The sequence below is a fragment of the Caballeronia sp. SEWSISQ10-4 2 genome, assembly GCF_030464885.1.
In the GTDB taxonomy this organism is placed as follows: Bacteria; Pseudomonadota; Gammaproteobacteria; order Burkholderiales; family Burkholderiaceae; genus Caballeronia.
Window position 1 is genome coordinate 37,832 of record NZ_JALPRJ010000050.1, and the last position, 26,438, is coordinate 64,269.

At 61.1% G+C, this 26,438-nt stretch carries 26 protein-coding genes; 21 read left to right on the plus strand and 5 right to left on the minus strand.

The genetic code is table 11. The features are described from left to right. Window positions 1–54 precede the first annotated feature (54 nt). On the minus strand, window positions 55–1,194 hold the full coding sequence (locus M0D69_RS28760; protein WP_301785252.1) for a GNAT family N-acetyltransferase: 1,140 nt from the start codon (window positions 1,192–1,194) through the stop codon (window positions 55–57). 157 nt (window positions 1,195–1,351) lie between these two features. Between M0D69_RS28760 and M0D69_RS28765 the strand changes: the two genes are divergently transcribed. Beyond that, window positions 1,352–1,660: a GIY-YIG nuclease family protein gene (locus tag M0D69_RS28765; RefSeq protein WP_301785253.1), complete on the plus strand. Its 309-nt coding sequence runs from the start codon at window positions 1,352–1,354 to the stop codon at window positions 1,658–1,660. 98 nt (window positions 1,661–1,758) lie between these two features. Here the strand turns inward: M0D69_RS28765 and ppa are convergent, their stop codons facing one another. Then, a complete protein-coding gene (gene ppa / locus M0D69_RS28770) occupies window positions 1,759–2,286 on the minus strand; it encodes an inorganic diphosphatase (protein ID WP_047844889.1) in 528 nt (175 codons plus the stop codon). A 328-nt stretch (window positions 2,287–2,614) separates the two neighbouring features. On the opposite strand from ppa, the gene M0D69_RS28775 reads away from it, so the two are divergent. From M0D69_RS28775 to M0D69_RS28870, 20 genes are all read left to right on the plus strand, one after another. After that, window positions 2,615–4,054 carry an aldehyde dehydrogenase family protein gene (locus M0D69_RS28775; RefSeq protein WP_301785254.1) on the plus strand — a complete coding sequence of 480 codons (1,440 nt, stop codon included), beginning with the start codon at window positions 2,615–2,617 and terminating at the stop codon, window positions 4,052–4,054. A 13-nt stretch (window positions 4,055–4,067) separates the two neighbouring features. Further along, on the plus strand, window positions 4,068–4,826 hold the full coding sequence (locus M0D69_RS28780) for an SDR family oxidoreductase (RefSeq protein ID WP_301785255.1): 759 nt from the start codon (window positions 4,068–4,070) through the stop codon (window positions 4,824–4,826). 191 nt (window positions 4,827–5,017) lie between these two features. After that, entirely contained in the window at window positions 5,018–6,337 is a 1,320-nt protein-coding gene (locus tag M0D69_RS28785; protein ID WP_301785256.1) for an MFS transporter, read from the plus strand. Between the two features lie 487 nt (window positions 6,338–6,824). Continuing rightward, window positions 6,825–8,126: an urea ABC transporter substrate-binding protein gene (gene urtA, locus M0D69_RS28790; RefSeq protein ID WP_301785257.1), complete on the plus strand. Its 1,302-nt coding sequence runs from the start codon at window positions 6,825–6,827 to the stop codon at window positions 8,124–8,126. A 157-nt stretch (window positions 8,127–8,283) separates the two neighbouring features. Continuing rightward, the gene (urtB, locus tag M0D69_RS28795; RefSeq protein WP_301785258.1) at window positions 8,284–9,903 is read left to right on the plus strand and encodes an urea ABC transporter permease subunit UrtB; all 1,620 of its coding nucleotides are present in this window, start codon (window positions 8,284–8,286) and stop codon (window positions 9,901–9,903) included. Window position 9,904: 1 nt separating this feature from the next. After that, the gene (gene urtC / locus M0D69_RS28800) at window positions 9,905–11,095 is read left to right on the plus strand and encodes an urea ABC transporter permease subunit UrtC (RefSeq protein WP_301785259.1); all 1,191 of its coding nucleotides are present in this window, start codon (window positions 9,905–9,907) and stop codon (window positions 11,093–11,095) included. 59 nt (window positions 11,096–11,154) lie between these two features. Continuing rightward, entirely contained in the window at window positions 11,155–11,982 is an 828-nt protein-coding gene (gene urtD / locus M0D69_RS28805; RefSeq protein ID WP_301785275.1) for an urea ABC transporter ATP-binding protein UrtD, read from the plus strand. A 13-nt stretch (window positions 11,983–11,995) separates the two neighbouring features. Further along, window positions 11,996–12,688: an urea ABC transporter ATP-binding subunit UrtE gene (gene urtE, locus M0D69_RS28810; RefSeq protein WP_301785260.1), complete on the plus strand. Its 693-nt coding sequence runs from the start codon at window positions 11,996–11,998 to the stop codon at window positions 12,686–12,688. Window positions 12,689–12,731: 43 nt separating this feature from the next. Beyond that, window positions 12,732–13,613 (plus strand): urease accessory protein UreD, encoded by an 882-nt coding sequence (locus M0D69_RS28815; RefSeq protein ID WP_301785261.1) that lies wholly within the window; start codon window positions 12,732–12,734, stop codon window positions 13,611–13,613. A gap of 203 nt (window positions 13,614–13,816) precedes the next feature. Continuing rightward, window positions 13,817–14,620 carry a transporter substrate-binding domain-containing protein gene (locus M0D69_RS28820; RefSeq protein WP_301785262.1) on the plus strand — a complete coding sequence of 268 codons (804 nt, stop codon included), beginning with the start codon at window positions 13,817–13,819 and terminating at the stop codon, window positions 14,618–14,620. A gap of 59 nt (window positions 14,621–14,679) precedes the next feature. Continuing rightward, the gene (locus M0D69_RS28825) at window positions 14,680–15,357 is read left to right on the plus strand and encodes an amino acid ABC transporter permease (protein WP_301785263.1); all 678 of its coding nucleotides are present in this window, start codon (window positions 14,680–14,682) and stop codon (window positions 15,355–15,357) included. Then, entirely contained in the window at window positions 15,354–16,004 is a 651-nt protein-coding gene (locus M0D69_RS28830) for an amino acid ABC transporter permease (RefSeq protein ID WP_301785264.1), read from the plus strand. The genes M0D69_RS28825 and M0D69_RS28830 overlap by 4 nt, the downstream gene beginning before the upstream one ends. Continuing rightward, entirely contained in the window at window positions 15,991–16,710 is a 720-nt protein-coding gene (locus tag M0D69_RS28835) for an amino acid ABC transporter ATP-binding protein (RefSeq protein ID WP_301785265.1), read from the plus strand. Before M0D69_RS28830 ends, M0D69_RS28835 begins: the two co-directional genes overlap by 14 nt. 90 nt (window positions 16,711–16,800) lie before the next feature. Continuing rightward, window positions 16,801–17,103 (plus strand): urease subunit gamma, encoded by a 303-nt coding sequence (locus M0D69_RS28840; RefSeq protein ID WP_031362362.1) that lies wholly within the window; start codon window positions 16,801–16,803, stop codon window positions 17,101–17,103. A gap of 28 nt (window positions 17,104–17,131) precedes the next feature. After that, window positions 17,132–17,437, plus strand: a complete 306-nt coding sequence (locus M0D69_RS28845) for an urease subunit beta (RefSeq protein ID WP_047844902.1) — start codon at window positions 17,132–17,134, stop codon at window positions 17,435–17,437. Window positions 17,438–17,459: 22 nt separating this feature from the next. After that, a complete protein-coding gene (ureC, locus tag M0D69_RS28850; RefSeq protein WP_301785266.1) occupies window positions 17,460–19,166 on the plus strand; it encodes an urease subunit alpha in 1,707 nt (568 codons plus the stop codon). 7 nt (window positions 19,167–19,173) lie between these two features. Continuing rightward, window positions 19,174–19,770, plus strand: coding sequence for an urease accessory protein UreE (gene ureE, locus M0D69_RS28855; protein ID WP_301785267.1), 597 nt, complete (start codon window positions 19,174–19,176; stop codon window positions 19,768–19,770). Continuing rightward, window positions 19,757–20,437, plus strand: coding sequence for an urease accessory protein UreF (locus M0D69_RS28860; protein WP_301785268.1), 681 nt, complete (start codon window positions 19,757–19,759; stop codon window positions 20,435–20,437). Before ureE ends, M0D69_RS28860 begins: the two co-directional genes overlap by 14 nt. Before the next feature lie 6 nt (window positions 20,438–20,443). Beyond that, window positions 20,444–21,094 carry an urease accessory protein UreG gene (gene ureG / locus M0D69_RS28865; RefSeq protein WP_301785269.1) on the plus strand — a complete coding sequence of 217 codons (651 nt, stop codon included), beginning with the start codon at window positions 20,444–20,446 and terminating at the stop codon, window positions 21,092–21,094. A 214-nt stretch (window positions 21,095–21,308) separates the two neighbouring features. Next, on the plus strand, window positions 21,309–22,493 hold the full coding sequence (locus M0D69_RS28870) for a glycosyltransferase (RefSeq protein WP_301785276.1): 1,185 nt from the start codon (window positions 21,309–21,311) through the stop codon (window positions 22,491–22,493). Window positions 22,494–22,538: 45 nt separating this feature from the next. On the opposite strand, the gene waaA is transcribed toward M0D69_RS28870, so the two are convergent. The 3 genes from waaA to waaC form a co-directional block, all read right to left on the minus strand. Further along, a complete protein-coding gene (gene waaA, locus M0D69_RS28875; RefSeq protein WP_301785270.1) occupies window positions 22,539–23,864 on the minus strand; it encodes a lipid IV(A) 3-deoxy-D-manno-octulosonic acid transferase in 1,326 nt (441 codons plus the stop codon). Window positions 23,865–23,979: 115 nt separating this feature from the next. Beyond that, the gene (locus tag M0D69_RS28880) at window positions 23,980–24,864 is read right to left on the minus strand and encodes a Kdo hydroxylase family protein (RefSeq protein WP_301785271.1); all 885 of its coding nucleotides are present in this window, start codon (window positions 24,862–24,864) and stop codon (window positions 23,980–23,982) included. 285 nt (window positions 24,865–25,149) lie between these two features. Then, window positions 25,150–26,154, minus strand: coding sequence for a lipopolysaccharide heptosyltransferase I (waaC, locus tag M0D69_RS28885; protein ID WP_367619771.1), 1,005 nt, complete (start codon window positions 26,152–26,154; stop codon window positions 25,150–25,152). Between the last annotated feature and the right edge of the window lie 284 nt (window positions 26,155–26,438).

A 26,438-nucleotide genomic window follows, 5' to 3' on the forward strand; every position in this document is an offset into this window, starting at 1 on the left:
TTAGCCATCCGGTCAGGTTTCGAGCGAGTCAGCAGCCCGAAACCTCCAATCGAACTACGTCTTCTTACGGAAGGGCGTATGCGCTTCCAGCTCGTGGATATGCTGGTCCATCGCCGCCGTTTCCTCATCGAGGAATTCACTGATCGCGTGCGCAAACCGTGGGTCCGCGACCCAGTGCGCGGACCACGTGGGCGTGGGCAGCATGCCGCGCGACATCTTGTGCACGCCTTGCGCACCGCCCTCGAACCGGGCAAGCCCGTTCTCGATGCAATATTGGATTCCTTGCATATAGCAGGTTTCAAAGTGCAGACCCGAGATGAATTCTTTCGTGCCCCAGTAGCGCCCGAACATGACGTCGCCGCCGATCATGTTCAGCGCGCACGCGAGCCGCTGGCCATCCGCTTCGGCGATCACGAGCAAGATGCTGTCGGGCGCGGCCGCGTGAATTTGGCCGAAGAATTCGCGCGACAGATACGGTGGATTCCAGTGCTCGCGATAGGTGTTCTCGTAACACGCGTAGAAGAAATCGAGCGCTTCCTCATCTATTTCCGCGCCGCGCAACCACGTATAGGTGACGCCGGCATCGGCCACGCGTCGACGATCCTGCTTCACCTTCTTGCGCTTGTCGTGGCTCATGGTGGCGAGGAACGCGTCGAAGTTTTCGTAGCCGCCCGGCGCGTTTTCCCAGTGAAACTGAACGCCTTCGCGCAGCATGTAGCCGGCTTCGGTTAGCGCCTCGAGATCCTGTTCCTGAGGAAACAGCACATGCAGCGACGACAGCTCCAACTGCTTGGTCAATTCGATCGCCCCGCGGGCGAGCATCACGCGCTCTTTATGCGTGGCGGCGATCAGGCGCGGGCCGGTCACGGGCGAAAACGGTACTGCCGATAGTCCCTTCGGATAGTACCGAAGCCCGTTTCGCTCGAAAGCGTCGGCCCAGGCGTGGTCGAAGACGTACTCGCCGCGGGAGTGTTTCTTGAGGTAGAGCGGCATGGCGCCGGTGAGTTCGCCGTCGCGTTTGAGCAGGAGAAAGTGCGCACGCCAGCCGGTTCGCGCCACCGCGCAGCCCGTGTCCTGCAACGCCGACAGGAATGCGTGCCGCACGAAGGGGTTATCGCCGGCGAGACGGTTCCATTCGTCCGGGGTCACGTTGTCGAGCGAATCGACCACATGTATTTCGACCTTGCGGTTCAACAGGCTTACCTCGTTCGGGCTTTGTACAGGACGCTTGGTGCAGCGCGGAACAGTTATTCTCGCCGAAGTCGCGGGTTTTTGTCGGAGCGGGGTTCGTTGCCAAGGCTTGAGGGATAATGCGCGGCATTGCGGCTTTCGTTATTTTTTGGCTTCTTCCATGCCCTGGTTCCTGTACCTCATCGAATGCGCCGACGGCAGTCTCTATACCGGGATTGCCACCGATGTCGATGCTCGGTTCGCCAAGCACGTCAGCGGCACGGGCGCGCGGTATACGCGGTCGCATAAGCCGGTTTGCGTGCGGGCTTCGTTTTTATTGGATGGACGCGCTGAAGCTTCCCGGGCCGAGTATTGGGTCAAGCGACTTTCAGCGGCGCGCAAATGGGCACTGGTTGCGGGGGAATTGACGCTGGATGCCGTGATGCCGGCCGAAGTTGAAGTCGAAGACACTCCTGAAACCGAGACATAGGCGCAGCTATAAAAAAAAGCCGCCCGGGTCTTGCCTTAAGACAAGACCCGGCGGCTTTCTTTTTTACGGTCTGCGCCAAGCTTACTTCTTGAACAAGCTTACTTCTTGAAGTTAGCCACGCCTTCCGTGATTTCCTTGTGGGCGGCTTCCACGCCCTGCCAGCCTTCGACCTTCACCCATTTGCCTTTCTCGAGCGCCTTGTAGTGCTCGAAGAAATGCTTGATCTGGTCCTTCAGGTATTCCGGCACGTCGTCCACGGTCTTCATGTGCGCCGTCATCGGGCAGATCTTGTCGTGAGCGACCGCCACCAGCTTTGCGTCGACACCCGATTCATCCGTCATCTGCAACATGCCCAATGCGCGTGCCCGAACCACCGAGCCGGCCAGCAGCGGGAACGGCGTGATCACCAGCACGTCGACCGGGTCGCCATCGCCGGAAAGCGTCTGCGGAATGAAACCGTAGTTCGCCGGGTAACGCATGCCGGTGCCGATAAAACGGTCGACCACGAGCAAGCCCATGTCCTTGTCCGCTTCGTATTTCACCGGATCACTTTGCGCCGGGATCTCGATGATCACGTTGAAATCCTGCGGAAGATCCTTGCCTGCGGGTACGTTGTTAAAGCTCATATGCACTCTCTTCGAAGTGGAAATTCGGTGTCGGAGATAAACGAATTCGGTACGCGCTGATGTCGCGTTTTGCTGCATCGCGACAATACACGTCAAGCGTGAATGTTCTGGGTGCAACGCTGCTTCGTGGCGGCGCATGCGCCCATGTGACAGCGTATTTACGTCATTATAGCCAATCGCAGGGTACGCTCCGGCGTCAGCGGATGCACAGGAAAACAGCGCAAAATAAGCTCGAAGCGTCGCGCCTGAGGAAGCAGACGGAGCACCGCTGGTTAGATTTCACCGGTGTGCGGCACCCCAAAAACAGCCACGCAGACAGGAGTCAGGCATGGAAGAGGCAAAGCATTTCATCGGCAACCAATGGGTGGCCGCAGCAAGCCACGAGACAATTCCCGTTCTTGATCCCTCCGACGGCCAGGTGTTCGCGCAACTCGCACGTGGCAACGCAGCCGATATCGATCGCGCCGTCCAGGCAGCGCGGCACGCGTACGAGGGCCCGTGGGGCCACGCAAGCGCGGCGGACCGCGGACGCGTGCTGTTCAGGTTATCGATGATCATCGCTGCCCATCAGGACGAGCTAGCGCACCTCGAAGCACGCGATACCGGCAAACCCCTCAAGCAAGCCCACACCGATGCAGCCGGCATTGCCCGCTATTTCGAGTTCTACGCGGGCGCGGCCGACAAACTCCACGGCGAGACGCTGCCTTATCAAACCGGCTACACCGTGCTGACCATCCGCGAACCGCACGGCGTGACCGGGCATATCGTGCCGTGGAACTACCCGCTGCAAATCTTCGGCCGCAGCGTCGGCGCGGCGCTCGCGGCCGGCAACGCGTGCGTGGTCAAGCCGGCGGAGGACGCGTGTTTATCGATATTGCGCGTTGCCGAACTCGCCGCCGAAGCGGGCTTACCCGAAGGTGCGCTCAATATCGTCACAGGCTATGGCTACGAAGCAGGCGCTGCGCTCGCGCGGCATCCGGGCATCGATCACATCTCGTTCACCGGATCGCCGGCAACGGGTTCAGCGGTGGTCAAGATGGCCGCCGATAACCACGTCCCCGTCACGCTGGAGCTCGGCGGCAAATCGCCGCAGATCGTTTTCGCCGATGCCGACTTCGATGCCGCCCTGCCCGTGCTCGTCTCGGCGATCGTGCAGAACGCCGGGCAAACGTGCTCGGCGGGCAGCCGCGTGCTGATCGAGCGACCGGCTTATGAGCCCTTGCTCGAGCGGTTATCGCAGGCGTTCAGCGCGTTGAAGGTCGGCCCGAGCAAGCTCGATCTGGACTGCGGCCCGCTCATCAGCGCGAAGCAGCAGCAACGCGTATGGGATTTTCTCTCCGATGCCCAACACGACGGCATCGCGATGGCGGCACACGGCGAAGTCGTTGCGGAAGCGCCGGAAGCGGGCTTCTATCAGGCGCCGACGCTCTTGCGCGATGTGCCACCGTCACACCGTCTGGCGCAAGAAGAGGTGTTCGGTCCGGTCCTTGCCGCCATGCCCTTCGATGACGAAGCCGAAGCGCTCAAGCTCGCCAACGGTACGGACTTTGGTCTTGTCGCCGGCATCTGGACACGCGACGGCAGCCGCATGATGCGCGTTGCCCGCAAGGTGCGCTCGGGTCAGGTGTTCATCAACAACTATGGCGCGGGCGGCGGCGTCGAACTGCCGTTCGGCGGCGTCAAACACTCGGGCCACGGCCGCGAAAAAGGCTTCGAAGCGCTGTACGGGTTCACGGTGCTCAAGACCATCGCCATCAAGCATGGCTAAACAGGGAGACGACATGAGACTGCAAGGCAAGACCGCGATTGTGACCGGCGGCGGATCGGGATTCGGCGAAGGAATCGCGAAGACATTTGCGCGCGAAGGCGCGAACGTCGTGGTGAACGATCTCAATGGCGCGGCGGCCGAGCGCGTGGCAAGCGAGATTGCCGTGAACGGCGGCAAGGCGATCGCGGTACCCGGCGATGTGACGAAGCAAGCCGACTGGCAAACGCTTTTCGATGCCACCATCGAAGACTTCGGCAGTGTGCAGGTCGTGGTGAATAACGCGGGCACGACGCATCGGAACAAGCCGGTGATGGAAGTTAGCGAAGCGGAATTCGATCGCGTTTATGCGGTCAATGTGAAGAGCCTCTATTTCAGCGTGTCGCAATTCGTCCCCTACTTTCGCAAGGTCGGCGGGGGTTCATTCATCAATATTGCATCGACGGCAGGGGTGCGGCCGCGGCCTGGTTTGATCTGGTACAACGGCAGCAAGGCGGCGGTGATTATCGCGAGCAAGGCGCTGGCCGTCGAGCTTGGGCCGGACCGGATTCGCGTCAATTGCATCAATCCGGTGATGGGTGAAACGGGTTTGCTGTCCGAGTTCATGGGCATGGAAGACACGCCCGCGAACCGGCAGAAATTCCTGGCGACCATTCCGCTTGGACGGCTTTCGACGCCGCAGGACATCGCGAACGCAGCGCTCTATCTCGCCTCCGATGAAGCCGAGTTCATCACAGGCGTAGCGTTGGAAGTGGATGGCGGACGCTGCGTTTGATGGCTTTCGTATCGCGCTGACCGGCCCTTGGAAGCTCGCGTTTTCAAGGGTGTGGGAAAGCATCCGATGCTTGCCACGGGATGCCAATCATCGGTGTTTTCCCCATGGGAAACAGACGCTTGAGCCTCATGGTCAGCGACTAAAATCGACAGCACGTTTTTCCATCGATTAAAAAAATTCAGGAGACAACAATGGCCAGTACTACGGGTGAACTGCATCGACCGGGCGCGGGCGCACCGCCCTCGGAGTTCGAAACGGCGACGTATAAGAAGGTCGCATGGCGGCTCTCGCCGTTGCTTCTGATCTGCTATGTGGTGGCGTATCTGGATCGCGTGAACGTGGGCTTCGCGAAGCTGCAGATGTCGGCCGATCTGGGCTTGAGTGATGCGGTCTACGGCTTCGGCGCGGGTATTTTTTTCTTCGGCTATTTCATCTTCGAGATTCCCAGCAACGTCATCTTGCATAAGGTGGGCGCGCGCGTGTGGATCGCGCGGATCATGATCACGTGGGGCATCATCTCGGCGCTCACGATGTTCATCACCACGCCGACGATGTTCTATGTGATGCGCTTCATGCTCGGGGTGGCGGAAGCGGGATTTTTCCCCGGCATCATTTTGTATCTCACGTATTGGTTTCCGGCGGAACGGCGCGGCCGCATGACGACGTTGTTCATGACCGCGATTGCTTTGTCTGGGTTGATCGGCGGACCGGTATCGGGCTGGATCATGAAGAACTTCGATGGCGTGAACGGCTGGCACTCGTGGCAATGGCTGTTCTTGCTTGAGGGCATTCCATCGATAGTCGTAGGGATTGTCGTGTTCCTGGTGATGGACGATCGCATTGCGAAAGCGAAGTGGCTCACGGCCGAAGAGCGGGAGCTGCTGGAGCGCAATATCGCGAAGGACAATGTCGAAAAGGTGGATATGCCGGTGCTTCAGGTACTGAAGAACGGCCGGGTCTGGTTGATGAGCCTGACGTATTTCTCCTTCGTGATGGGACTTTATGGTGTGAGCTTCTGGCTGCCGACGATCATCAAGGCGACAGGGGTAACGGACGCGCTGAACATCGGTTTGCTGTCCGCGATTCCGTTTGGAGCAGCGGTGATTGGCATGTTGCTGGTTGCGCGCAGTGCCGATAAAAGAGGCGAACGGCGGTGGCATATCGCTGTGCCGGCGGCGGTGGGAGCGTTGGGGCTCGTGTTGTCGGTGGTGTGGTCGACGAATACGCCTTTGGCGATGCTCGGGCTCACCTTGGCGACGATGGGCATCCTCACGACGCTACCGCTATTCTGGAGTTTGCCGACGGCGTTTCTCGCCGGAACAGGCGCCGCTGCTGGGATCGCGATGATCAACTCGCTGGGAAATCTGGCGGGGTTTTTGAGTCCGTATCTGGTCGGATGGCTCAAGCAAGTGACGGCATCGAATGCGAGCGGCATGTATATGCTCGCCGCGTTCATGGTGCTGGGCGGGTTGCTGGCGTTGAGCGTGCCGAAGCGGATGGTCAATAGCTAAGCACGCTTGCAGATGGTTGAACACCGAACGCACTCACGTTCGGTGCGCCCCACGCCACCGAACAATTAATTACTAATTACTCAACGCCTGGCTGTTATCTGGTCGACAGCGTTTATGCCGGGCTTTAAATCTCCAAGTAAACGCATTAACGAATCAAGGCACTCGCGCAGATACCGTTAATCCGGATTTAACGGCGAAATTCGCTAGAAGCGACACACAGTACGGTCGCAACCACTACCCACGCTCCACCCCCACGCCTGACGCACCGCCAAAAGGCGCTCCACGCGTCTTCGCACCAAGTAAGTGCATCGCCGCTAGCCCCTACATTCCGCCTGTCGCCTTTTCCCTGCGTCAAACCCGCTAACCGTCAGCACAATCAACTCATTGGCATACCCCTTGCAGTGTGTTTCTGGCTGACCTCTCCGTCAGCTCGATAAAAATCCACCAGACACCGCTTTAAAACAAACAATCGGCAAGGGGAAACACAATGAAACGACGCAGTCTCCTGAAGTTCGGCTCCATGTCGGGCGCGCTCGCGATTGCGGGCCAATTGCCCCTATCGAAGGCACAAGCCGCCGATACCGGGCCGATCAAGGTCGGCATTCTCCATTCGCTCTCCGGCACGATGGCGATTTCGGAAACATCGCTGAAAGACACTGCGCTGATGACCATCGCCCAGATCAATGCGAGCGGCGGTGTGCTCGGCCGCAAGCTCGAACCGGTGGTCGTCGACCCCGCATCGAACTGGCCGCTGTTCGCCGAAAAAGCCCGTCAACTGATCTCGCAAGACAAAGTGGCGGTGACGTTCGGCTGCTGGACCTCGGTTTCGCGTAAATCGGTGCTGCCGGTGTTCGAGGAACTCAACGGCCTGCTCTTCTACCCGGTGCAGTACGAAGGCGAGGAGATGTCGAAGAACGTGTTCTACACGGGCGCAGCGCCGAACCAGCAAGCCATTCCGGCCACCGAATACCTGATGAGCAAGGAAGGCGGCGGCGCGAAGCGCTACTTCCTGCTCGGCACGGACTACGTTTATCCGCGCACGACGAACAAGATTCTGCGGTCGTTCCTGCATTCCAAGGGCGTGAAGGACGACGACATTCAAGAGGTCTACACGCCGTTCGGCCACGCGGACTATCAGACGATCGTGGCGAACATCAAGACGTTCTCGCAAGGCGGCAAGACCTGCGTGATCTCGACGGTGAACGGCGACTCGAACGTGCCGTTCTATAAAGAACTCGGCAATCAAGGCCTGAAGGCCACCGATGTGCCGGTCGTCGCGTTCTCGGTGGGCGAAGAGGAACTGCGCGGTATCGATACAAAGCCGCTGGTCGGCAATCTGGCCGCGTGGAACTACTTCGAGTCGCTCAAGAACCCGGAGAACACGAAGTTCAAGGCGATGTTCGCCGACTGGGTGAAGAAGAACAACCTGCCCGGCGGCGACAAGCGCGTGACGAACGATCCGATGGAAGCGACTTTCGTCGGCATCCATATGTGGAAGCAGGCGGCTGAAAAAGCGAAAAGCATCGATGTCGATAAAGTGCGCGTGGCAATGATCGGCCAGAAGTTCGCGGCACCCTCGGGCTTCACGCTTGAGATGGACGGCAATCACCATCTGCACAAGCCGGTGATGATCGGTGAAGTGCGTGCGGACGGCCAGTTCAACGTCGTGTGGCGCACCAAGACCGCCATCCGCGCGCAACCGTGGAGCCCGTACATTCCGGGAAACGAGGGCAAGCCGGACGTGGTCAGTTCGATTCCGGATTTCCTGCGCCGCCGTCGCGTTGCTTAAGTCTCGGTATTAAGCCTCAACAAGTACGAACGTTGAAACATCGGACCGCCGCGCTCGAAGCACAAAAACAAGAGCGGCGGTCCGTACGAGTCCGGGCGGCACGCAACATGCAACACACCGCGCCGCGCCGTACTCCGCTCTACCTGACAGGCCATTCATGACTGATTCGATTCTTCGCTTCGCTCGCCGTGGCCTCTGCGCAATCCTGATTGCCTGCATGCCGCTCGCCGCGCTCGCCGCCCTTTCGGCCGACGATCTCGCCCCCCTCGCCGCCGACGACTTCGACACCAAATCCGCTGCCATCGACAAGCTGATCGCCAACGCCGATGCGCCCTCGATCGCCGTGCTGAACGCGCTCGCCGACGGTTCGCTCGTCGCGACCGATGCCGGCAAGGTCCTGATCCAGACCGACGATGGCAACAAGGACCCGCTGACCAACAAGACCGTGGAGGCGCCCGATGCGCAGCCGGTCACATTAAACAATCTGCTGCGCTCGAAGGTATCGGGCGCGGTGTCGGGGTTGCAACTGGCGTCGCCGGATATTGAAAAGCGCCGCGCGGCCATCGATGAATTGCTGAAGAACGCCGACCCGTCGATCAAACCTCTGGTCGATAAAGCCCGCGCGAAGGAGACCGACCCGACGCTCAAGAAGCGCCTCGATACGCTCTGGGCGACAACCGCCCTGCACGATACCGATGCCAACAAGCGCCTTGAAGCCGTGCAACTGGTCGCCGCGCGTCACGACCTGGATATGAACGAACTCTTGCGGCCGATCGTCGTGAAAAACGCCGACGGCACCTTCGCCGAACCCGATGCGCGTGTTCGTGCGGCAGCACAAGCAGGTATTGAAGAGCTGGATTCCATTCAGCGACGCGGGCAAATCGTCGGCACGATCTTCGCGGGCTTGTCGCTTGGCAGCGTGCTGTTGCTCGCGGCGCTCGGTCTTGCGATCACGTACGGTTTGATCGGCGTGATCAACATGGCGCATGGCGAATTCCTGATGATCGGCGCGTACGCCACGTATGTAGTGCAGAACCTCGTCCAGCACTACGCGCCCGGCGCGTTCAACTGGTATCCGCTGTTCGCCGTGCCGGTGTCGTTCGCGGCGGCGGCTGTGGTGGGCATCGTGCTGGAACGGCTGGTGTTGAAACATCTCTACGGCCGCCCGCTTGAAACGTTGCTGACCACATTCGGCATCAGCCTGATCCTGATTCAAGCGACGCGAACCATCTTCGGCGCGCAGAACGTGCAGGTGACGAATCCATCGTGGATGAGCGGCGGCGTGTCCGTCATGCAAAACCTGATCCTGCCGTACAACCGGCTGACCATTCTTGGCTTCTCGCTGGTCGTCGTGTTGCTTGCGTGGGTCGTGTTGACCAAGACACGCCTCGGCCTGTTCGTGCGCGCCGTGACCCAGAACCGCCGCATGGCGGCGTGCGTCGGTGTGAAGACCGCACGTGTGGATTCGTATGCGTTTGCGTTCGGCGCGGGTATCGCCGGACTCGGCGGCTGCGCGCTGTCGCAGATCGGCAATATCGGGCCGGATCTGGGGCAGAGCTACATCATCGATTCATTCATGACGGTCGTGCTCGGCGGCGTCGGGCAACTGGCGGGGACGGTTATCGGCGGCTTCGGATTGGGGTTGGTGAGCAAGACGATCGAGCCCTTCTGGGGCGCGGTGCTCGCGAAGATCGCAGTGCTCGTGCTGATCGTGTTGTTCATCCAGAAACGTCCTCAGGGCATGTTCGCCCTGAAGGGCCGCAGCGCGGAGGTTTGAGATGAATACACCCAACGTCTCCGCGAATCTCGACGTCTCGCCACAGCCCGACGAGCAAGCCAAGCGCGAAGGTTTTGCGTTGGGCCTGCCGCCGCGCGCGGCGCTGCTTCCCCGCAGCGGCTGGATTGCGCTGATCGCGTTCATCATCGCGATGGGCATCTGTGTGCCGATCGCCGCGCTCGTGCTGCCGGAGTCGAGCACGTTCCACCTCTCCGCCTATTCGATGACGCTCGTCGGCAAGCTGATGTGCTATGCCATCGGCGCGTTGGCGCTCGATCTCGTCTGGGGCTATTGCGGTATTTTGAGTCTCGGCCACGCGCTGTTTTTTGCCCTCGGCGGATATGCGATGGGCATGTACCTGATGCGCTCCATCGGTCGTGAAGGCAACTATCAAAGCGACCTCCCCGACTTCATGGTCTTCCTCGACTGGCACAAGCTGCCGTGGTATTGGCAAGGCACTGAACATCTCTGGTACGCGCTGCTGCTGGTGATCCTGGTGCCGGGAATTCTGGCCTGGGTCTTCGGCTTCTTCACCTTCCGCTCGCGTGTGAAAGGCGTGTATCTGTCGATCATCACGCAAGCCATGACCTTCGCCGCGATGCTGCTGTTCTATCGCAACGAAACGGGCTTCGGCGGGAACAACGGCTTTACAGACTTCAAGCGCATCGCGGGCTTCCCGATCACGTCGGCGAGTACGCGCACCGTGTTGTTCCTCATGACCCTCGGCGTGCTGATCCTTGCGTTTATCGCGGCACGGGCGATTGTCACGTCGAAGCTCGGGCGAGTCGTGACCGGTGTGCGAGACGGTGAAGCGCGGCTGATGTTCCTGGGCTATAGCCCTCTCTCATACAAGCTGTTCATCTGGACTGTTTCTGCCGTGTTGTGCGGCATCGCCGGCGCGTTATACGTGCCGCAGGTCGGCATCATCAACCCGAATGAAATGTCGCCGGGCAACTCGATCGAAATGGCGATCTGGGTCGCCGTCGGTGGTCGAGGGACGCTTATCGGGCCGATTATCGGCGCGTTCGCGGTGAACGGCGCGAAGAGCTTCTTCACGGCGAACTTCCCTGAATACTGGCTGTTCTTTCTGGGCCTGATCTTCACGCTCGTGCCCTTGTTGCTGCCGAGCGGAATCATGGGTCTCATCGATATCGCGCTGCGCAAGAAGAAAGCGGGAGGACATTCACATTGACCACTTTATCGATCCCATTAGCTAACGCATACAACGCATTGATCGTAGACCTGCCGCCGCTGCCGGAACTCAACGAGCGCAATCAAAACGGCATCACGGGCCTCGGCCACGTGCTGGACCCCGGCGCTATCGATGTCTCCCACGGCACGATCCTGTATCTCGAAGACGTGACCGTGAGCTTCGATGGTTTCCGCGCGCTGAACAAGCTGACGCTGTCTATCGATGTCGGCGAACTGCGCTGCGTGATCGGTCCGAACGGCGCGGGCAAGACCACGATGATGGACGTCATCACCGGCAAGACGCGTCCGGATTCGGGCAAGGTTTTTCTCGGCCAGACCTTTGATCTCACACGTATGTCGGAGCCGGTAATCGCGCGCACGGGCATTGGGCGCAAGTTCCAGAAGCCGACCGTGTTCGAGAATCATCCGGTGTGGGAAAACCTCGAACTCGCGATGAAAACGAACAAGGGCTGGCTCGCCTCGCTCAGATCGAAGCTGGATCGCGAGGCGCAGGCGCGCATCGAAGAGACGCTCGAGCTGATCCATCTCGAAGCCGATGCCACGCGTTTCGCCGGCGAGTTGTCGCACGGTCAGAAGCAGCGGCTGGAGATCGGCATGTTGCTGATGCAGCAGCCGGCGCTCCTTTTACTCGATGAACCCGCCGCTGGCATGACGGACCACGAAACCATGCAGTTGGCGGAGTTGCTGAACAAGCTGCGCGGCACGTGTTCGATGATGGTCGTCGAACACGACATGGAATTCGTCGCGGCGCTTTCGGGCGACACCGGACGCGTAACGGTAATGGCCGAAGGCAGCGTGCTCGCGCACGGCACGCTCGACGAAGTGAAGCGCAACGAGAAGGTGATCGAGTCGTACCTTGGCCGATAAAGGAATTCCAGAAATGCTCGAAGTCGATTCGCTTAACCAGTTCTACGGCGGCAGCCACATCCTGCGCGATGTCAAAATGACCGTGCCCGATGGAAAGCTGACGGTCCTGCTCGGCCGTAACGGCGTCGGCAAGACTACGCTGCTGCGCTGTTTAATGGGCGTCGTGCCCACTAAAAGCGGCACGATCTCATGGCGCGGCGCGAAGATTTCATCGATGCCAACCTACAAACGCGTATCGAGCGGTCTTGCTTATGTACCGCAAGGCCGCGATATCTTCGGCCGCCTCACCGTCGAAGAAAACTTGCTGGTGGGCGCAGCGAGCCGTAAAGCGCCATCGAAAGTACCGGACCGGATCTACGAACTTTTTCCCGTGCTCAAGGAGATGAAAGGCCGGCGCGGCGGCGATCTGTCGGGCGGTCAGCAACAGCAGCTTGCGATCGGCCGGGCGTTGATGAGCGAACCGCAACTGCTCATTCTCGATGAACCCACCGAGGGCATTCAGCCGTCCATCATCCAGGATATCGGGCGGACGCTGCGCCAACTCGTCGATGAAATGGGCATGACGGTCTTGCTCGTCGAACAGTATTACGACTTCGCACGCGAGTTGGCAGACCGGTATTGGGTCATGAGCCGCGGTGAAATCGTGGCGGGTGGTGCGGGCGCGGATATGGAAGCGCAGGGCGTGCGGGAGTTGATCGCCGTCTGATGCTCGCCGTACCATGGCGGCTCGTTCCGATCGTTAACACCTCATGCATCACGAACCTATAGCCACACTCTTGCCATTAACCGACTCGGACTCCAGCGAGTGGCACGGCAAGCTCGAACTCGGCTTCACACATCAGCTTCCGGGGCGCACGGCGCTCACGCATCGCAAGCACGTTGGACCCTTGCGCATGCAACGGCCTTTGTACCCCGAAGGCGAAAGCATCTGCCACGCGGTGATCGTGCATCCGCCGGGCGGTGTGGCGGGCGGTGATCGGCTTGCAATCGATATCGATCTGGCTCCCGAAACGCATGCGGTCATCACGACGCCCGGCGCAACCAAGTGGTACAAGGCGAACGGCAAGCTCGCGACGCAACGCATCGATATCCGCGTCGGCGCACATGCAAAACTCGACTGGCTGCCGCAGAACAACATTGTGTTCGAATCGTCGAACGTGGCGCTGGATTTCACGCTGACGATGGATGAAACGGCGACGGCTATCGGCTGGGACGCGATGCAGTTGGGCCGTCAGGCAGCGGGCGAACGATGGTCGGACGGACGGCTGGTTTCCACGGCACGGATCACGGACAGCAAGGGTCGTTTGCGCTGGTTCGAACGTACGCGGCTGAGCGCCGACGACCCATTGCGCGTGGCGCCGCAAGGTCTTGGCGGGTTCACGGCCTACGGCACGTTGTGGGCAATCGGTGCGGCCTGCGACGACGCATTGGCGGAGTCTCTGACAACCCGCCTCCCCTTCGATTCCACGCTGCGCGCCGCCGCCTCATGCGTCGCACCGGGCGTGTTGATCGTGCGCGCCGCAAGCCATTCGATGGAGCCACTCCAACGCGCGATGATCGAATGCTGGACCACGCTGCGCCCGTTGATTCATGGCGTCGATGCCCGACCGCTGAGGCTTTGGACCACCTAAGCGGGTAATTCCTCTTAAAAATCGCACCACAAAAGCGCACAATTAAGCCCATTATTTGTGCATAGCTGCTGCATGCCTCTCGTTTGAGCCCGCCCAGCAAGGCACAGAGGCAATGGCACGACTCTCGCTTAATCACCTTTCCGACGAGTGCGTCAACCATGACACGCACCGCGCCACATCGCGACTTAAGGAAAGAGAATCAAATGACCAACACGCTTCGCCGCACTGCTGTTCGTACCCTCGTTGCCGCCCTCCTCGCCATTCCGGCTCTCGCTTTAACTCCGCTCACCGCCCACGCCGACGCGCTCGATAACGTCACCAAAGCCGGCGTTTTGAAAGTCGCCGTGCCCGAGGATTACCCGCCGTTCGGCGCGGTCGGCGGCGATATGAAGCCGCAGGGTTATGACATCGACATGGCCGCGCTGCTCGCCAAGTCGCTGGGCGTAAAGCTCGAACTCGTGCCGGTGAACAGCGCGAATCGCGTGCCGTATCTGACGACGAACAAAGTGGATCTGGTGATTTCATCGCTGGGCAAGACGCCGGATCGCGAGAAGGTCATGGACTTTTCAGCGCCCTACGCGCCGTACTTCCAGGGTGTGTTCGGTCCCGCCGATGTCAAGGTCGCCGGTCCCGCCGATCTCGCCGGCAAGACGGTCGGCGCGACGCGCGGCGCACTCGAAGAAATCGCGCTCACGCAAATGGCGCCGGACGCGACCATCAAGCGTTTCGAAGACAACAACGCGACCATCCAGGCGTTTCTCTCCGGTCAGGTGCAACTGATCGCGGCCGGCAATATCGTCGCAGCAGCGATCCTCGCGAAGAATCCGCCGCGCCGTCCTGAGCCGAAATTCGTGATCAAGAACTCGCCGTGTTTCGTCGGCATGAACAAGAACGAACCGCGCTTGCTGGCCAAAGTCGATGCCACCATCGCTCAGGCAAAGAAGGACGGCTCGCTCGAAGCCATGTCGGAAAAATGGTTCAAGGCGCCGCTGCCGGCTGGTTTGTAAATCGACAAATCGACTCGTGAATCAACACCGTCAAGCTTAAATAACAAGGCGCCGCTTTAATGGCTTATCAACTCCAGTTCGGCGATCTCGGGCAGTACGCCGGCATGTTCGCGAGCGGCGCGGCGATCACGCTCGGGCTGACCGCCGTCTCAACCGTGCTCGGCCTCGCGGTCGGCATCCTCGGCGCGGCGGGCAAAGGCAGCAAGTTTGCGGCGGTGCGTTCGTTCGTCGGCGGCTATGTGGAAGCGATCCGCAATACGCCGTTCATCGTGCAACTGTTCTTCGTGTTCTTCGGGCTGCCGGCGCTCGGTATTCGTATCGATGAATACGTCGCCGCCGTGCTCGCGATGACGCTCAATCTCGGCGCGTATTCGGTGGAGATCATCCGCTCGGGTATCGCGGCGGTGCCGAAGGGACATCTTGAAGCGGCGGCGTCGCTTGCCATGACACGTGGCGAGACGTTCCGGCACGTGGTCTTGCCGCAAGCCATCGCAAAAGTATTTCCTGCTCTCGCCAGCCAGATCGTGATCACGATGCTCGGCTCGGCGGTGGTATCGCAGATATCCGTCGCCGACCTGACCTACGCCGCAAGCTACATTCAATCGCGTAACTTCCGTGCGTTCGAAACGTATTTCCTGATCACCGCGGCGTATCTCGTGATGGCGATCGTCCTGCGCTTCCTGCTCAACGAAGTGGGCAAACGCCTGTTCGCACGCAATCTGCGAGGTGCCCGATGATCGAATTCACCTTCGAGCAGATCCTCACCAACCTGCTGCTTGCGGCGCGCTGGACGATCGTGCTGTCGATCGTTTCGTTCGTGGCGGGCGGGATCGTGGGCTTCGTGCTGCTTGTCATGCGCGTGTCGAGTTCGCGGGTGCTGCGAACGCTCGTGAAGCTCTACATCGAGATCTTCCAGGGCACGCCGCTTTTGATGCAACTGTTCCTCGTATTCTTCGGTTTGCCGCTGCTTGGCGTGGAAGTCCAGCCATGGATAGCAGCAACCGTCGGCCTCACGCTGTTCACCAGCGCGTATCTCGCCGAAATCTGGCGCGGCTGCGTGGAAGCGATTCCCAAGGGGCAATGGGAAGCATCGTCGAGTCTCGCGATGAATTACTTCGAACAATTGCGCCACGTGATTCTTCCGCAAGCCACCCGCATCGCCATCGGGCCGACGGTCGGTTTCGGTGTGCAAGCCGTGAAGGACACGGCGCTGGTCTCGATCATCGGCTTCACCGAACTTACTAAAGCCGGCACGATGATTTCGAACGCGACCTTCAGGCCGTTCGTGGTCTATGGCTTGGTCGCCGTGATCTACTTCGTGATTTGTTATCCGCTTACCCGCTACGCGCGCACGCTCGAAAGGAAATGGAATGCCGCTCGTTGAAACGCAAAACCTCAAGAAGCAGTTCGGCGCGAACCAGGTCCTGAAGGGCATCGATTTTTCGGTGGAATCGGGACAGGTAGTGGCAATCATCGGACGCAGCGGCTCGGGTAAAAGTACCTTGCTGCGGACGTTGAACGGACTGGAAAGTATCGATGAAGGGTCCATTGAAATCGATGGCGAACACATGGATGCGCGTCATGCCGATCTGCGCGCGTTGCGCCTGAAAGTTGGCATGGTGTTCCAGCAGTACAACCTGTTTCCGCATCTCACCGCGGGACAGAACGTCATGCTCGCGCAGACGGTGGTCAAGAAAGTCCACAAGGCGAAGGCGCGCGCCACGGCCGAACAAGTGCTGGAACGCGTCGGCCTCGCCGATAAATTCAACGCCTATCCCGAGCAACTCTCGGGCGGACAGCAACAGCGCGTAGCCATCGCGCGTGCGCTTGCAATGAAGCCCACGGTCCTGCTTTGCGACGAAATCACCTCCGCGCTCGATCCTGAGCTCGTCGGTGAAGTGCTGGCCGTAGTGGAAAGCCTCGCCGCCGATGGCATGACGCTCATCATGGTCACGCACGAGATGCGCTTCGCGCGGCGTGTGTCGAACAAGGTCGTGTTCATGCATCAGGGACGCGTGTGGGAAAGCGGCACGCCGGAAGAGATTTTCGAGCGGCCGACGACCGTCGAGTTGCAGAAGTTCATCCAATGAAATCGCAGGGTTGCAATGCCAGGATTCTTTCAAAATTGACGCCTACCTAAGTTGACGCTTACCTAAGACACGCTCACACGCCCCGAACCCATGAAGCTCACCCACCGCGAAAAAGACAAGCTGCTGATCTTCACCGCCGCGCTGCTCGCCGAACGGCGTCGCGCTCGCGGGCTGAAGCTGAATTATCCGGAAGCCATCGCGTTCATCTCGGCGGCGCTGATGGAAGCGGCGCGCGACGGCCGCACCGTTGCCGACGTGATGCACTACGGCACCACGCTCCTCACGCGCGACGACGTGATGGACGGCGTGCCGGAAATGATCCCTGACATCCAGATAGAAGCCACCTTCCCCGACGGCACCAAGCTCGTGACCGTCCATCATCCGATTCCCTGAACATGCAGCACGCTAAAAGGAGCCGCGCATGATTCCCGGCGAATATCTCATCGACGATGGTGAGCACGAACTCAACGCGGGCCGCGAGACGGTGTCCGTGACGGTATCGAATACAGGCGACCGGCCTGTGCAGGTCGGCTCGCATTTTCATTTCTACGAAGTCAACACGGCGCTTACCTTCGAACGCGACAAGGCAAGAGGCTTTCGGCTGAACATTGCGTCGGGTACGGCCGTGCGCTTCGAGCCCGGTCAGGAACGCACAGTCGAACTCGTTGCGCTCGCAGGTGACCGCACGGTGTACGGCTTCAATGGCCTCGTGATGGGCCCGCTTTGAACTTCTCTTCAGGAACATCGAAATGACGCTACGCATCGGACGCCGCGCCTACGCGGAGATGTTCGGCCCGACCACCGGCGACCGCGTGCGTCTCGCCGATACCGACCTGCTGATCGAAGTCGAACGCGACTTCACGACCTACGGCGAAGAAGTGAAATTCGGCGGCGGCAAGGTGATTCGCGACGGCATGGGCCAGTCGCAGCGCGTGCACGCCGACGTGGTGGATACAGTCGTGACGAACGCGCTGATCCTCGATCACTGGGGCATCGTGAAGGCGGATATCGGCATCAAGAACGGGCGGGTGTTTGCTATCGGCAAGGCGGGCAATCCGGATATTCAGCCGGGCGTGACGATTGCCATCGGCGCAGCGACTGAAGTGATTGCCGGTGAAGGCATGATCGTGACGGCGGGCGGTATCGACTCGCATATTCACTTCATCAGCCCGCAGCAAATTGATGAGGCGCTCGCCTCCGGCATCACGACGATGCTCGGCGGCGGCACCGGTCCCGCGACCGGCACGAACGCCACGACCTGCACGCCGGGACCGTGGCATCTCGAGCGCATGCTGCAAGCCGCCGATGGCTGGCCGGTGAACCTTGGCTTTCTCGGCAAGGGCAATGTGAGTTTGCCGGCGCCGGCGATCGAGCAGATCAAGGCCGGTGCGATCGGGCTCAAGCTCCATGAAGACTGGGGCACGACGCCGGCGGCTATCGATAACTGCCTGTCCGTTGCCGACGATACCGACACCCAAGTCGCCATCCACACGGACACGCTCAACGAAGCGGGTTTTGTCGAAACGACGGTGGCCGCGTTCAAAGGCCGCACGATCCACACCTACCACACCGAAGGCGCGGGCGGCGGCCATGCGCCGGACATCATCAAGGTCTGCGGCGAGTCGAACGTGCTGCCTTCATCGACGAATCCGACGCGTCCGTACACCATCAACACGCTCGACGAACACCTCGACATGCTGATGGTCTGCCATCATCTCGATCCATCGATTGCGGAAGATATCGCGTTCGCTGAATCGCGGATTCGTCGCGAGACGATTGCGGCCGAAGACATTCTTCATGACCTCGGCGCGTTGTCCATGCTGTCCTCGGATTCGCAGGCGATGGGCCGCGTCGGCGAGGTCGTCATGCGCACCTGGCAAACCGCGCACAAGATGAAAACGCAACGCGGCGCGCTGCCGGAAGACTCATCGCGTAACGACAACTTCCGCGCGAAACGCTACATCGCCAAGTACACGATCAACCCGGCCATTACGCATGGCATCGCGCATGAAGTGGGGTCCATCGAGCCGGGCAAGTGGGCCGATCTCGTGTTCTGGGAACCGGCGTTCTTTGGCGTGAAGCCTGCAATGATCCTGAAAGGCGGCATGATCGCGGTGGCGCAGATGGGCGACCCGAACGCATCGATTCCGACGCCGCAACCGGTGCATTATCGCGAGATGTTTGCGACGCGCGGCGGTGCGCTGGGCAAGACTTCCCTGACGTTTGTTTCGCAGATGGCGATGGATGACGGTGTCGGCGAACGGTATGGTTTGCGTAAGCAAGTGGTCGCGGTGAAGAACTGCCGGAACATCTCGAAGGCCGACATGATTCACAATGCGTACAGGCCGTCGATCACCGTCGATCCGGAAACGTACCAGGTGGTAGCCGACGGCCAGTTGCTCACCTGCGAGCCGGCAACCGTTTTGCCGATGGCGCAGCGCTACTTCCTATTTTGAGACTTTCATGCGCACGATCGACAAACGTATCGAAGCGAAACTGGCCGCGCCGCTGATCAAGCGCGCGCCGACGCTCACCCTTTCCTTCGATGACCGCTGCAAAAGCCGTCTCGCCGCGACGCTGGATAACGGCGAAGAAGTGGCCTTGGTGCTGCCGCGCGGCACGGTGCTGCGCGACGGCGATATGCTCGTCGCCGATGACGGCGGCCTCGTGCGCGTGATCGCGGCTGCACAAGATGTGCTGGTCGTGCATGCCCACGATGCTATTACGCTCACGCGCGCCGCCTATCATCTGGGCAATCGGCACACGCCGGTGGAAGTGAGCGCGGGCCAGTTGAAACTGGAAGCCGATCCCGTGCTGGAAGACATGCTGAAACGTCTCGGCGCGCATGTTGAGCACGCGAGCGCGCCGTTCCAGCCGGAGACGGGTGCATATGGCGGCGGTCATAAGCATGGGCATGACGAGACGTTTGTAGAGGACTACGCGCTCGCGCAAAAGGTCTTCGATGAACATCACGGGCATGCGCACGGCAAGGGCCACGATCACGGCGACCACTCGCAGTGCAGCCACGAAGGTCACGACCACGGTCATGCGCACCGCTGAGCTCACTGCCCTGCTTCATCTCGCGTCGCCGGCATTGCCTATCGGCGCGTTCAGTTATTCGCAGGGTCTCGAATCGGCGATAGAACACGGCTTCATCCACGACGGTGACACCGCTCGCGACTGGATCGCCAGCGGTTTAACCCATGTGCTCGCACGCGGCGAACTCCCATTCCTCGCGCACCAGATGACCCGCTGGCGCAATCACGAAGCAGCAGAACTCGCCACCGCCGATGAAGAATTCCTCGCCAGCCGCGAGTCTGCGGAATTGCGTCGCGAGACACAGCAAATGGGCTGGTCGCTTGCGCAATTGTGCACACAGCTCGAATGGGGCGACGCCGCGCGCCTCGCGACGTTGAACGCCATCAAACCGATTTCGCAGCCGACAGCATTCGCCTTCGCCGCCTGCGCCAACAATGCAGCCCCCGACGCCGTCCTTGCCGCCTACGCCTTCGCCTGGGTAGAAAACCAGGCCGCGGCAGCGCTGAAAGCGGTACCCTTGGGCCAGATCGCAGGCCAACGGATCATCGTCGCGTTGCGCGAACCTATCGACATCGCCGTGCAACGCGCGCTCGCCACCTCGCCCGACGAGATCAACACCTTCGCGCCGCAACTCGGCATTCTCTCCGCGCGCCACGAGTCGCAGTACTCGCGCTTATTCCGCTCTTAAAAAACCATGAACGCACCCGTCTACTCCGCCGCTGCCCGCCGCTCCAAGAAACTGCCGCCCTTGCGTGTGGGCGTGGGCGGCCCGGTCGGCTCGGGCAAGACCACGCTGCTCGAAATGCTCTGCAAGGCGATGCGCGAGAAATACGACCTCGTCGCGATCACCAACGACATCTACACGAAAGAAGACCAGCGCCTGCTCACGGTCGCGGGCGCGTTGCCGGCCGAGCGCATCATGGGCGTGGAAACGGGCGGCTGCCCGCACACGGCGATCCGCGAAGACGCGTCGATCAACCTTGAAGCCGTCGACCAGATGATCGAACGTTTCCCGGACGCGGACATCGTGTTCATCGAATCGGGCGGGGATAACCTCGCGGCCACCTTCAGCCCGGAATTATCGGATCTGACCATTTACGTGATCGATGTCGCCGGCGGAGAAAAAATTCCGCGCAAGGGCGGTCCGGGCATCACCAAGTCCGATTTGCTGATCATTAACAAGATTGATCTCGCGCCGTATGTAGGCGCAAATCTCGACATCATGGCCTCCGATGCCCGCAAGATGCGCGGAGAACGTCCATTTGTCATGTGTAACCTGAAGGCGCTTGAAGGGCTCGATCACGTGGTTCGCTTCATTGAAAAGAAGGGTCTGCTCGCGGTCTGAATCCAGGTGCGGGTGCCTGAAAGCACCTGTTCTCACCCTATCGAGTGCGATAGCATGTCGCCTTGCACTTTTTTACGGCCATAGGCCCGTTTTTCGGAGACCTCTGATCGACAGCCCCGACATGCTCCTTACTCGCGACAACGCCGTCCGGTTGAAATCGTCGCCTGCGGCGTCGCCGGAAACCGTCGCGCAATCCTCGCCGAAGCGCGTTTCCGTGTTGTTTCACGTCGCGGATTTCAACGACGGCGGCATCGAATCGTCGCTGATGCAGTGGCTGCGTATCTACGACCGTGCGCGCTTTGCGGTGACACTATCGGTCATGTTTTCCTCGCCGGCGTTCGAGCAGCGTTTTCGCGTGCAGATTCCGGCGGATATCGGCGTCGAAATTCTCACCGACAAACCGTGGCTCAACGTGTTCCAGGCACGTCGTTATGCGCATCAGTTGAGCAAGCTCGGCCGGATCGGCCGCGACATTTTCAACACGCTCGCCGTGCGCCCCTACGTCAAGACGCGTGTGGCTGAACTCGCGCAACGCCACGAAATCATTGTCGACTTCGACATGTCGCTGCGCCGTCTGGCCGGTCAGTTCGGCATGGCGTGGCTCGGCGTGAACCACTTCAGCTTCGATGCACGGCTCGGAGGCAGGCCGCGGAAAATGAAGCGCCTGCTGACGCAATACGAGCGCTACGACGGCATCGCGGCGCTCAACCGCCACATGGCGGATGAAGCGAGCGCGCTGTTCAACGGCAATCTGCGCAACGTGTTTGTGCTGCCGAATGCGATCGATATCGATCGGATTCGCGAAAACGCCGCCTATGTGGAAAAGCCGCCGTGCCTTGGGCCGTACATCGTTTCGGTGGCGCGGCTCGATGAAATCCAGAAGGATCACCGGACCTTGCTGCGCGCTTACGCGCAGCTTGCTCAAACGTTTGCTGGCGGCGCGCTGCAGGAAGATCTGGTAATAGTCGGCGATGGCGGGTTTCGCGGCGAACTGGAAGCGTTGGCGGTGGAGCTGGGGATTGGCGACCGGGTGCATTTCACGGGGTATCGGAACAATCCGCACGCGGTCGTGGCACGGGCGAGCGCGCTGGTGCTCAGTTCGCGTTACGAAGGCATGCCGATGGTGTTGCTCGAGGCGCTCGCGCTCGGCAAGCCGGTGATTTCGACTGATTGCCCGACGGGGCCGCGAGAAATTCTCGACGATGGCCGGTTCGGGCTGCTGGTTCCAGTCGGCGATGTGGACGCCATGGCGGCGGCGCTGTCGCGGCTGTTGTCGGATCACGCCCTGCGTGATGGTTTTACGCGTGAGGCGCTGGCGCGAGCGCGGGAGTATGGCCTGGAAGCGAGCAATGAACGGTTTGCCGCGTGCGTGATGCGGATCTTGGAGAAACGCGGTTAGGCGCTGACAGAATGGTTCTCGCCGCCGACGGCGCGAACGTCCGTTTCACTGTTCCTCTGCCTGATTGCGCAACAACGCCCCCAGCACCGCCACCGTCCTTGCCGTCGCTCCGCGGTGCTTCGCCGCAAACGCCGAAGCCGCCGCGCTCATGGCCAGCCGGCGGGGTTTATCGGTGAAAAGCTCGCGCAGGCCACGCGCCAACGCCGCCGGATCGCTTACCCGCAGCGCAGCGCCTTCCGCGATCGCATCATTCGTCGCTTGCGTGAAATTGAACGTGTGCGGCCCGATCAGCACCGGCACGCCCGCAGCGCACGCCTCGATCAGGTTCTGCCCGCCCAGCGGCAGCAAACTCCCGCCGATAAACGCCAGATCCGACGCCGCGTAATACGCGCTCATCTCGCCCATCGAATCGCCGAGCAGCACGTTGACGTCCGAAGGCAGAACCGGTGCGGCATCGATTCCCGATCCCGCCGCCGCCACCCGTCCCGCCCAGGCCGAACGCCGCACATAGGACAACGCCGCTGAATCGATCAACACCGCCACTTCGTCGAACCGCTGCGGATGGCGCGGCACGAGGATCAGCAACGCATCGGGCACGCGGGTCCGCAAGGTCGTGAACGCCTGCAGCACGAGCGCTTCCTCACCCTCGCGCGTGCTCGCCGCCACCCACACCGGGCGCTGCCCGATCGCCGCGCGCCACGCGTGGCCGCGCGCATAAAGTTCGGGCGGCGCGGTCATATCGAACTTCAGGTTGCCGAGCACCGCGATATTGCGTGCACCGAGCGCGCTCAGGCGCTCCGCGTCGGACTGGGTCTGCGCCAGCACGCGCGTAAATCCGCCGAACACTTCGCGCGTCGCGTTGCCGAATTTCGCCGCGCGCTTGAATGAGCGCGCCGACATCCGCGCATTGGTCAGCACGAGCGGGATATCGGCCCGCTTGCATTCGTCAATGAGCGTCGGCCACACTTCCGTCTCCATCACGATGCCCAGCGACGGCCGCCACGCGCGCAGGAACCGCCGCACGAGCGAGGGGGAATCGTAGGGAAGATAGCTGCGCGAAACACGCTCGCCGTAGAGCTGCACGCCGGTCGCACGTCCGCTCGGCGTCATATGCGTGAGCAGGATGCGGGCATCGGGATGCGCCTGCTGCAACGCTTCGATCAGCGGCTGCGCCGCGCGCGTCTCGCCAACGGACACCGCGTGGACCCAGATCAGCGGCGCGAGGTCATCGGCTCGGCGCGCGGGACCAAAGCCAAACCGTTCACCGATATGTTCGCGATAGCCTCTTTCCCGCCGCGAGCGGATCAAGAGGCGCAGCACGGCGAGCGGCGCGACGAGCCACCATAACGCGCGATACACGAGCCTCAGCATCGGCCGTCCTCGCGGCAAATGATCGACGGCAACGATTGTTCTCGGCACACGCGGGAACGCGCCTCCGAACCCACGGAACCCGGTACGCGGGAGCGTCCGAAAAACCAAGCGGCGCTCAAACCAGCGCCCTGCCTTTCAAACGCTGCAGGATTCCGAGCGGCGCGCAGTCGGGCTGGGCCATGGCATTGACGGGAAGGAAGAAGGTTTGCTCCAGCATGTACTGCCCGGACATCACGGCGTGCGAGGTTTGATCGGAGAAACACACCCACACGCAGCCGGGCGGGAACGGCATTTCCTGTTGCGGCGACTTCGATTGATAGCCAAGATCCGCCTTCATGGCGTCATGCAAATGAAGCATCAGGTGGTCGTATTCGCTGCGCGGCGTCTTGGTGATCTGCAACAGGTTCATGAGCCACGCCGAACCGGGAACCTGCGCTTTGATGGCGGGCAGAAAGCGCTTGGCCATGTCCTCGAATGGCTCGCCGACGCGCCACACACGCGGCGCACCATCGGGATTGACATTGGTGAACACGCGCAGGATGCGCTCGCCATAATTGGGCCGCGACGGGAACGCATCGATGTGAAGACGGCTGTCGTCCTTGCGCCACGACGTCTCGCGCGTTTCCACGCGATGCAGCCGGAGGCTCGTCGGCGCCACCCTCAATTTGCCGCGATATTCGGGAAAGAGCCCGTCGACCAGCGAGTGCGCGTTGGCCTGATATCGCGCGATCAACGCCCGCACGGCGGATTGCGTGACGGCGTCGCCAAGCACGCCTACGAGCGCGCCGCCATTGGGCGCGAGACTGATGTTCTTGCGCTCGGGATCGGCGACCTTCGGGTCGAGCAGCGCCCGTTCACCGCCTTCGATAGCAAACGCCAGATGCGGGAAATACAGGACCTTGCCGCGCTCGACGCCGGCCAGCAACGCCTCGCGCGGCACGGAGAGCTGCTGGCCCTGCCAGTCGGCGGAGGCGACTTCGATAATTTGAGATTCGGTCATGTGCCTTCGATTGTTTGGATGAGCGGGCTCAATTAGCTTCGGCTTCGGTCAGCGGCGACTCGATTCGATTCACGCATCGAGCATCGTTGCACCGACCAGGCGAGCTGCATTTTCGCTCAAACCGACTGCAAAATCCGCTGCGTGAGAGGCGGGCTGTTGATGCGCCTCAAATCGGGTCTCAACCGGGTCCAAATCGCCGGGCTGCGAGAACGCGCATCGGTTAATCGAGCGGTTTCTCATGCATGCGCGGCCGCTAGGTCACCCTCTGCCACTCGTGTTCGTGGATCAAAGCAGTCCAAACCCTGCGAGCGTCGCCTTGACTTGCTGCAACGTCGGATGCTGGCTGGCGCTGCCGAGATTCACCACGTGCGGCGACCAGTAACCGCCGGTGCGCCAGGCGGTCGAGAAATTGTACAACTCGACGGTCGGCCGCTTCAGCGCCGCCGCGATGTGCACGAGTCCCGTGTCGACGCCCACCGTCGCTGCTGCGCCGTCGATCAGGCCGGCCACTGCCGGCAGCGAGAGCTTGGGCGGCACCACCGCTGCCGCGCCGAACTCTTTCGCCAGTTTGTCGCTGGTTTCGCGCTCGGCTTCGCTGCCCCACGGCAGCACGATCGATACCCCGTGCCGGATCAGCGTCTGGCCGAGTTCGATCCACGCCGTATCGGGCCATTGTTTATCGGCGCGCGACGTGGCGTGGACAAACACGACGTAGGGCACGGGCAGGTTCAAATCCGCCTGCGATAAGGCCAGCGCGGCGCGGCGGGTATCGATGCCGAATTCGATTGTGTCCGTTGCTTCGGGGCGCGCATCGCCGAGCGCGGCTGCCACCAGTTGCCGGGTGCGCTCGACGACGTGCGTGCGCGGCTCGATGGGCACGCGTTTGTTGTAGAAGAAGCGCACGGGCCATTCGTAACCGGCGCCGTCGGTGCGATTGCCCAACCCGACGAGCTTGCCGCGCGCCCAGCTTGCGACCCATGCGGTTTTGATGAGGCCTTGGCAATCGATAACGAGGTCGTATTTTTCGGCTGCGAGTGCGCGGCGGAAGCGTTGGATTTCGCGCCAGTTATCGAGGGAAAAGAGGCGTTTGCGCCAGCGCCGGAGCGAAAACGGGATCGCGCGGCGCACGCCGTCGACGAGTTCGACGAGATCCGTGAAGCTCTCTTCGACTAGCCAGTCGATCTGGGCATCGGGGTGGAGGCGGCGGATATCGGCGATGGCCGGCATGTTATGGACGACGTCGCCTAGTGACGACACCCTGACAATCAAGATCTTTTGCACGCTGGACACGGTGGGCGCCGTTGGATTGGACGGCGCGTGGACAATTTGAGATGGGCGGAGTTTACCGCTGGCGCTCGGGTTTGGGGGTGGTTTTCGCTCGGGGTTGGGGTTGTTTGCTCGCGCCGGTGGACGGGTTTTTGGGGTCTTGCCGGAGCGGGTGAGCCTGGGTCTGTGGCGGGGTGCGCGGGTTTTTTGGGCTTAGTAGTCGGGCGCAATGCCGGGTTGCTACTGCTCAGGCTTGTGGTCGGTTTAAGTTAGCTGATTTCTTTATCACTATTAGCCACTGTGCGTGG

What these genes read in the sequence shown, in the direction of transcription:
- ureC (WP_301785266.1), top strand. Translation starts at nt 17,460, where the DNA reads ATGACGCTACGCATCGGACGCCGCGCCTACGCGGAGATGTTCGGCCCG.
- ureG (WP_301785269.1), top strand. Translation starts at nt 20,444, where the DNA reads ATGAACGCACCCGTCTACTCCGCCGCTGCCCGCCGCTCCAAGAAACTG.
- urtB (WP_301785258.1), top strand. Translation starts at nt 8,284, where the DNA reads ATGACTGATTCGATTCTTCGCTTCGCTCGCCGTGGCCTCTGCGCAATC.
- M0D69_RS28765 (WP_301785253.1), top strand. Translation starts at nt 1,352, where the DNA reads ATGCCCTGGTTCCTGTACCTCATCGAATGCGCCGACGGCAGTCTCTAT.
- M0D69_RS28845 (WP_047844902.1), top strand. Translation starts at nt 17,132, where the DNA reads ATGATTCCCGGCGAATATCTCATCGACGATGGTGAGCACGAACTCAAC.
- waaA (WP_301785270.1), bottom strand. Translation starts at nt 23,864, where the DNA reads ATGCTGAGGCTCGTGTATCGCGCGTTATGGTGGCTCGTCGCGCCGCTC.
- M0D69_RS28815 (WP_301785261.1), top strand. Translation starts at nt 12,732, where the DNA reads ATGCATCACGAACCTATAGCCACACTCTTGCCATTAACCGACTCGGAC.
- M0D69_RS28825 (WP_301785263.1), top strand. Translation starts at nt 14,680, where the DNA reads ATGGCTTATCAACTCCAGTTCGGCGATCTCGGGCAGTACGCCGGCATG.
- M0D69_RS28780 (WP_301785255.1), top strand. Translation starts at nt 4,068, where the DNA reads ATGAGACTGCAAGGCAAGACCGCGATTGTGACCGGCGGCGGATCGGGA.
- M0D69_RS28775 (WP_301785254.1), top strand. Translation starts at nt 2,615, where the DNA reads ATGGAAGAGGCAAAGCATTTCATCGGCAACCAATGGGTGGCCGCAGCA.
- M0D69_RS28820 (WP_301785262.1), top strand. Translation starts at nt 13,817, where the DNA reads ATGACCAACACGCTTCGCCGCACTGCTGTTCGTACCCTCGTTGCCGCC.
- urtE (WP_301785260.1), top strand. Translation starts at nt 11,996, where the DNA reads ATGCTCGAAGTCGATTCGCTTAACCAGTTCTACGGCGGCAGCCACATC.
- urtA (WP_301785257.1), top strand. Translation starts at nt 6,825, where the DNA reads ATGAAACGACGCAGTCTCCTGAAGTTCGGCTCCATGTCGGGCGCGCTC.
- M0D69_RS28785 (WP_301785256.1), top strand. Translation starts at nt 5,018, where the DNA reads ATGGCCAGTACTACGGGTGAACTGCATCGACCGGGCGCGGGCGCACCG.
- M0D69_RS28835 (WP_301785265.1), top strand. Translation starts at nt 15,991, where the DNA reads ATGCCGCTCGTTGAAACGCAAAACCTCAAGAAGCAGTTCGGCGCGAAC.
- urtC (WP_301785259.1), top strand. Translation starts at nt 9,905, where the DNA reads ATGAATACACCCAACGTCTCCGCGAATCTCGACGTCTCGCCACAGCCC.
- M0D69_RS28830 (WP_301785264.1), top strand. Translation starts at nt 15,354, where the DNA reads ATGATCGAATTCACCTTCGAGCAGATCCTCACCAACCTGCTGCTTGCG.
- M0D69_RS28860 (WP_301785268.1), top strand. Translation starts at nt 19,757, where the DNA reads ATGCGCACCGCTGAGCTCACTGCCCTGCTTCATCTCGCGTCGCCGGCA.
- M0D69_RS28880 (WP_301785271.1), bottom strand. Translation starts at nt 24,864, where the DNA reads ATGACCGAATCTCAAATTATCGAAGTCGCCTCCGCCGACTGGCAGGGC.
- ppa (WP_047844889.1), bottom strand. Translation starts at nt 2,286, where the DNA reads ATGAGCTTTAACAACGTACCCGCAGGCAAGGATCTTCCGCAGGATTTC.
- ureE (WP_301785267.1), top strand. Translation starts at nt 19,174, where the DNA reads ATGCGCACGATCGACAAACGTATCGAAGCGAAACTGGCCGCGCCGCTG.
- M0D69_RS28840 (WP_031362362.1), top strand. Translation starts at nt 16,801, where the DNA reads ATGAAGCTCACCCACCGCGAAAAAGACAAGCTGCTGATCTTCACCGCC.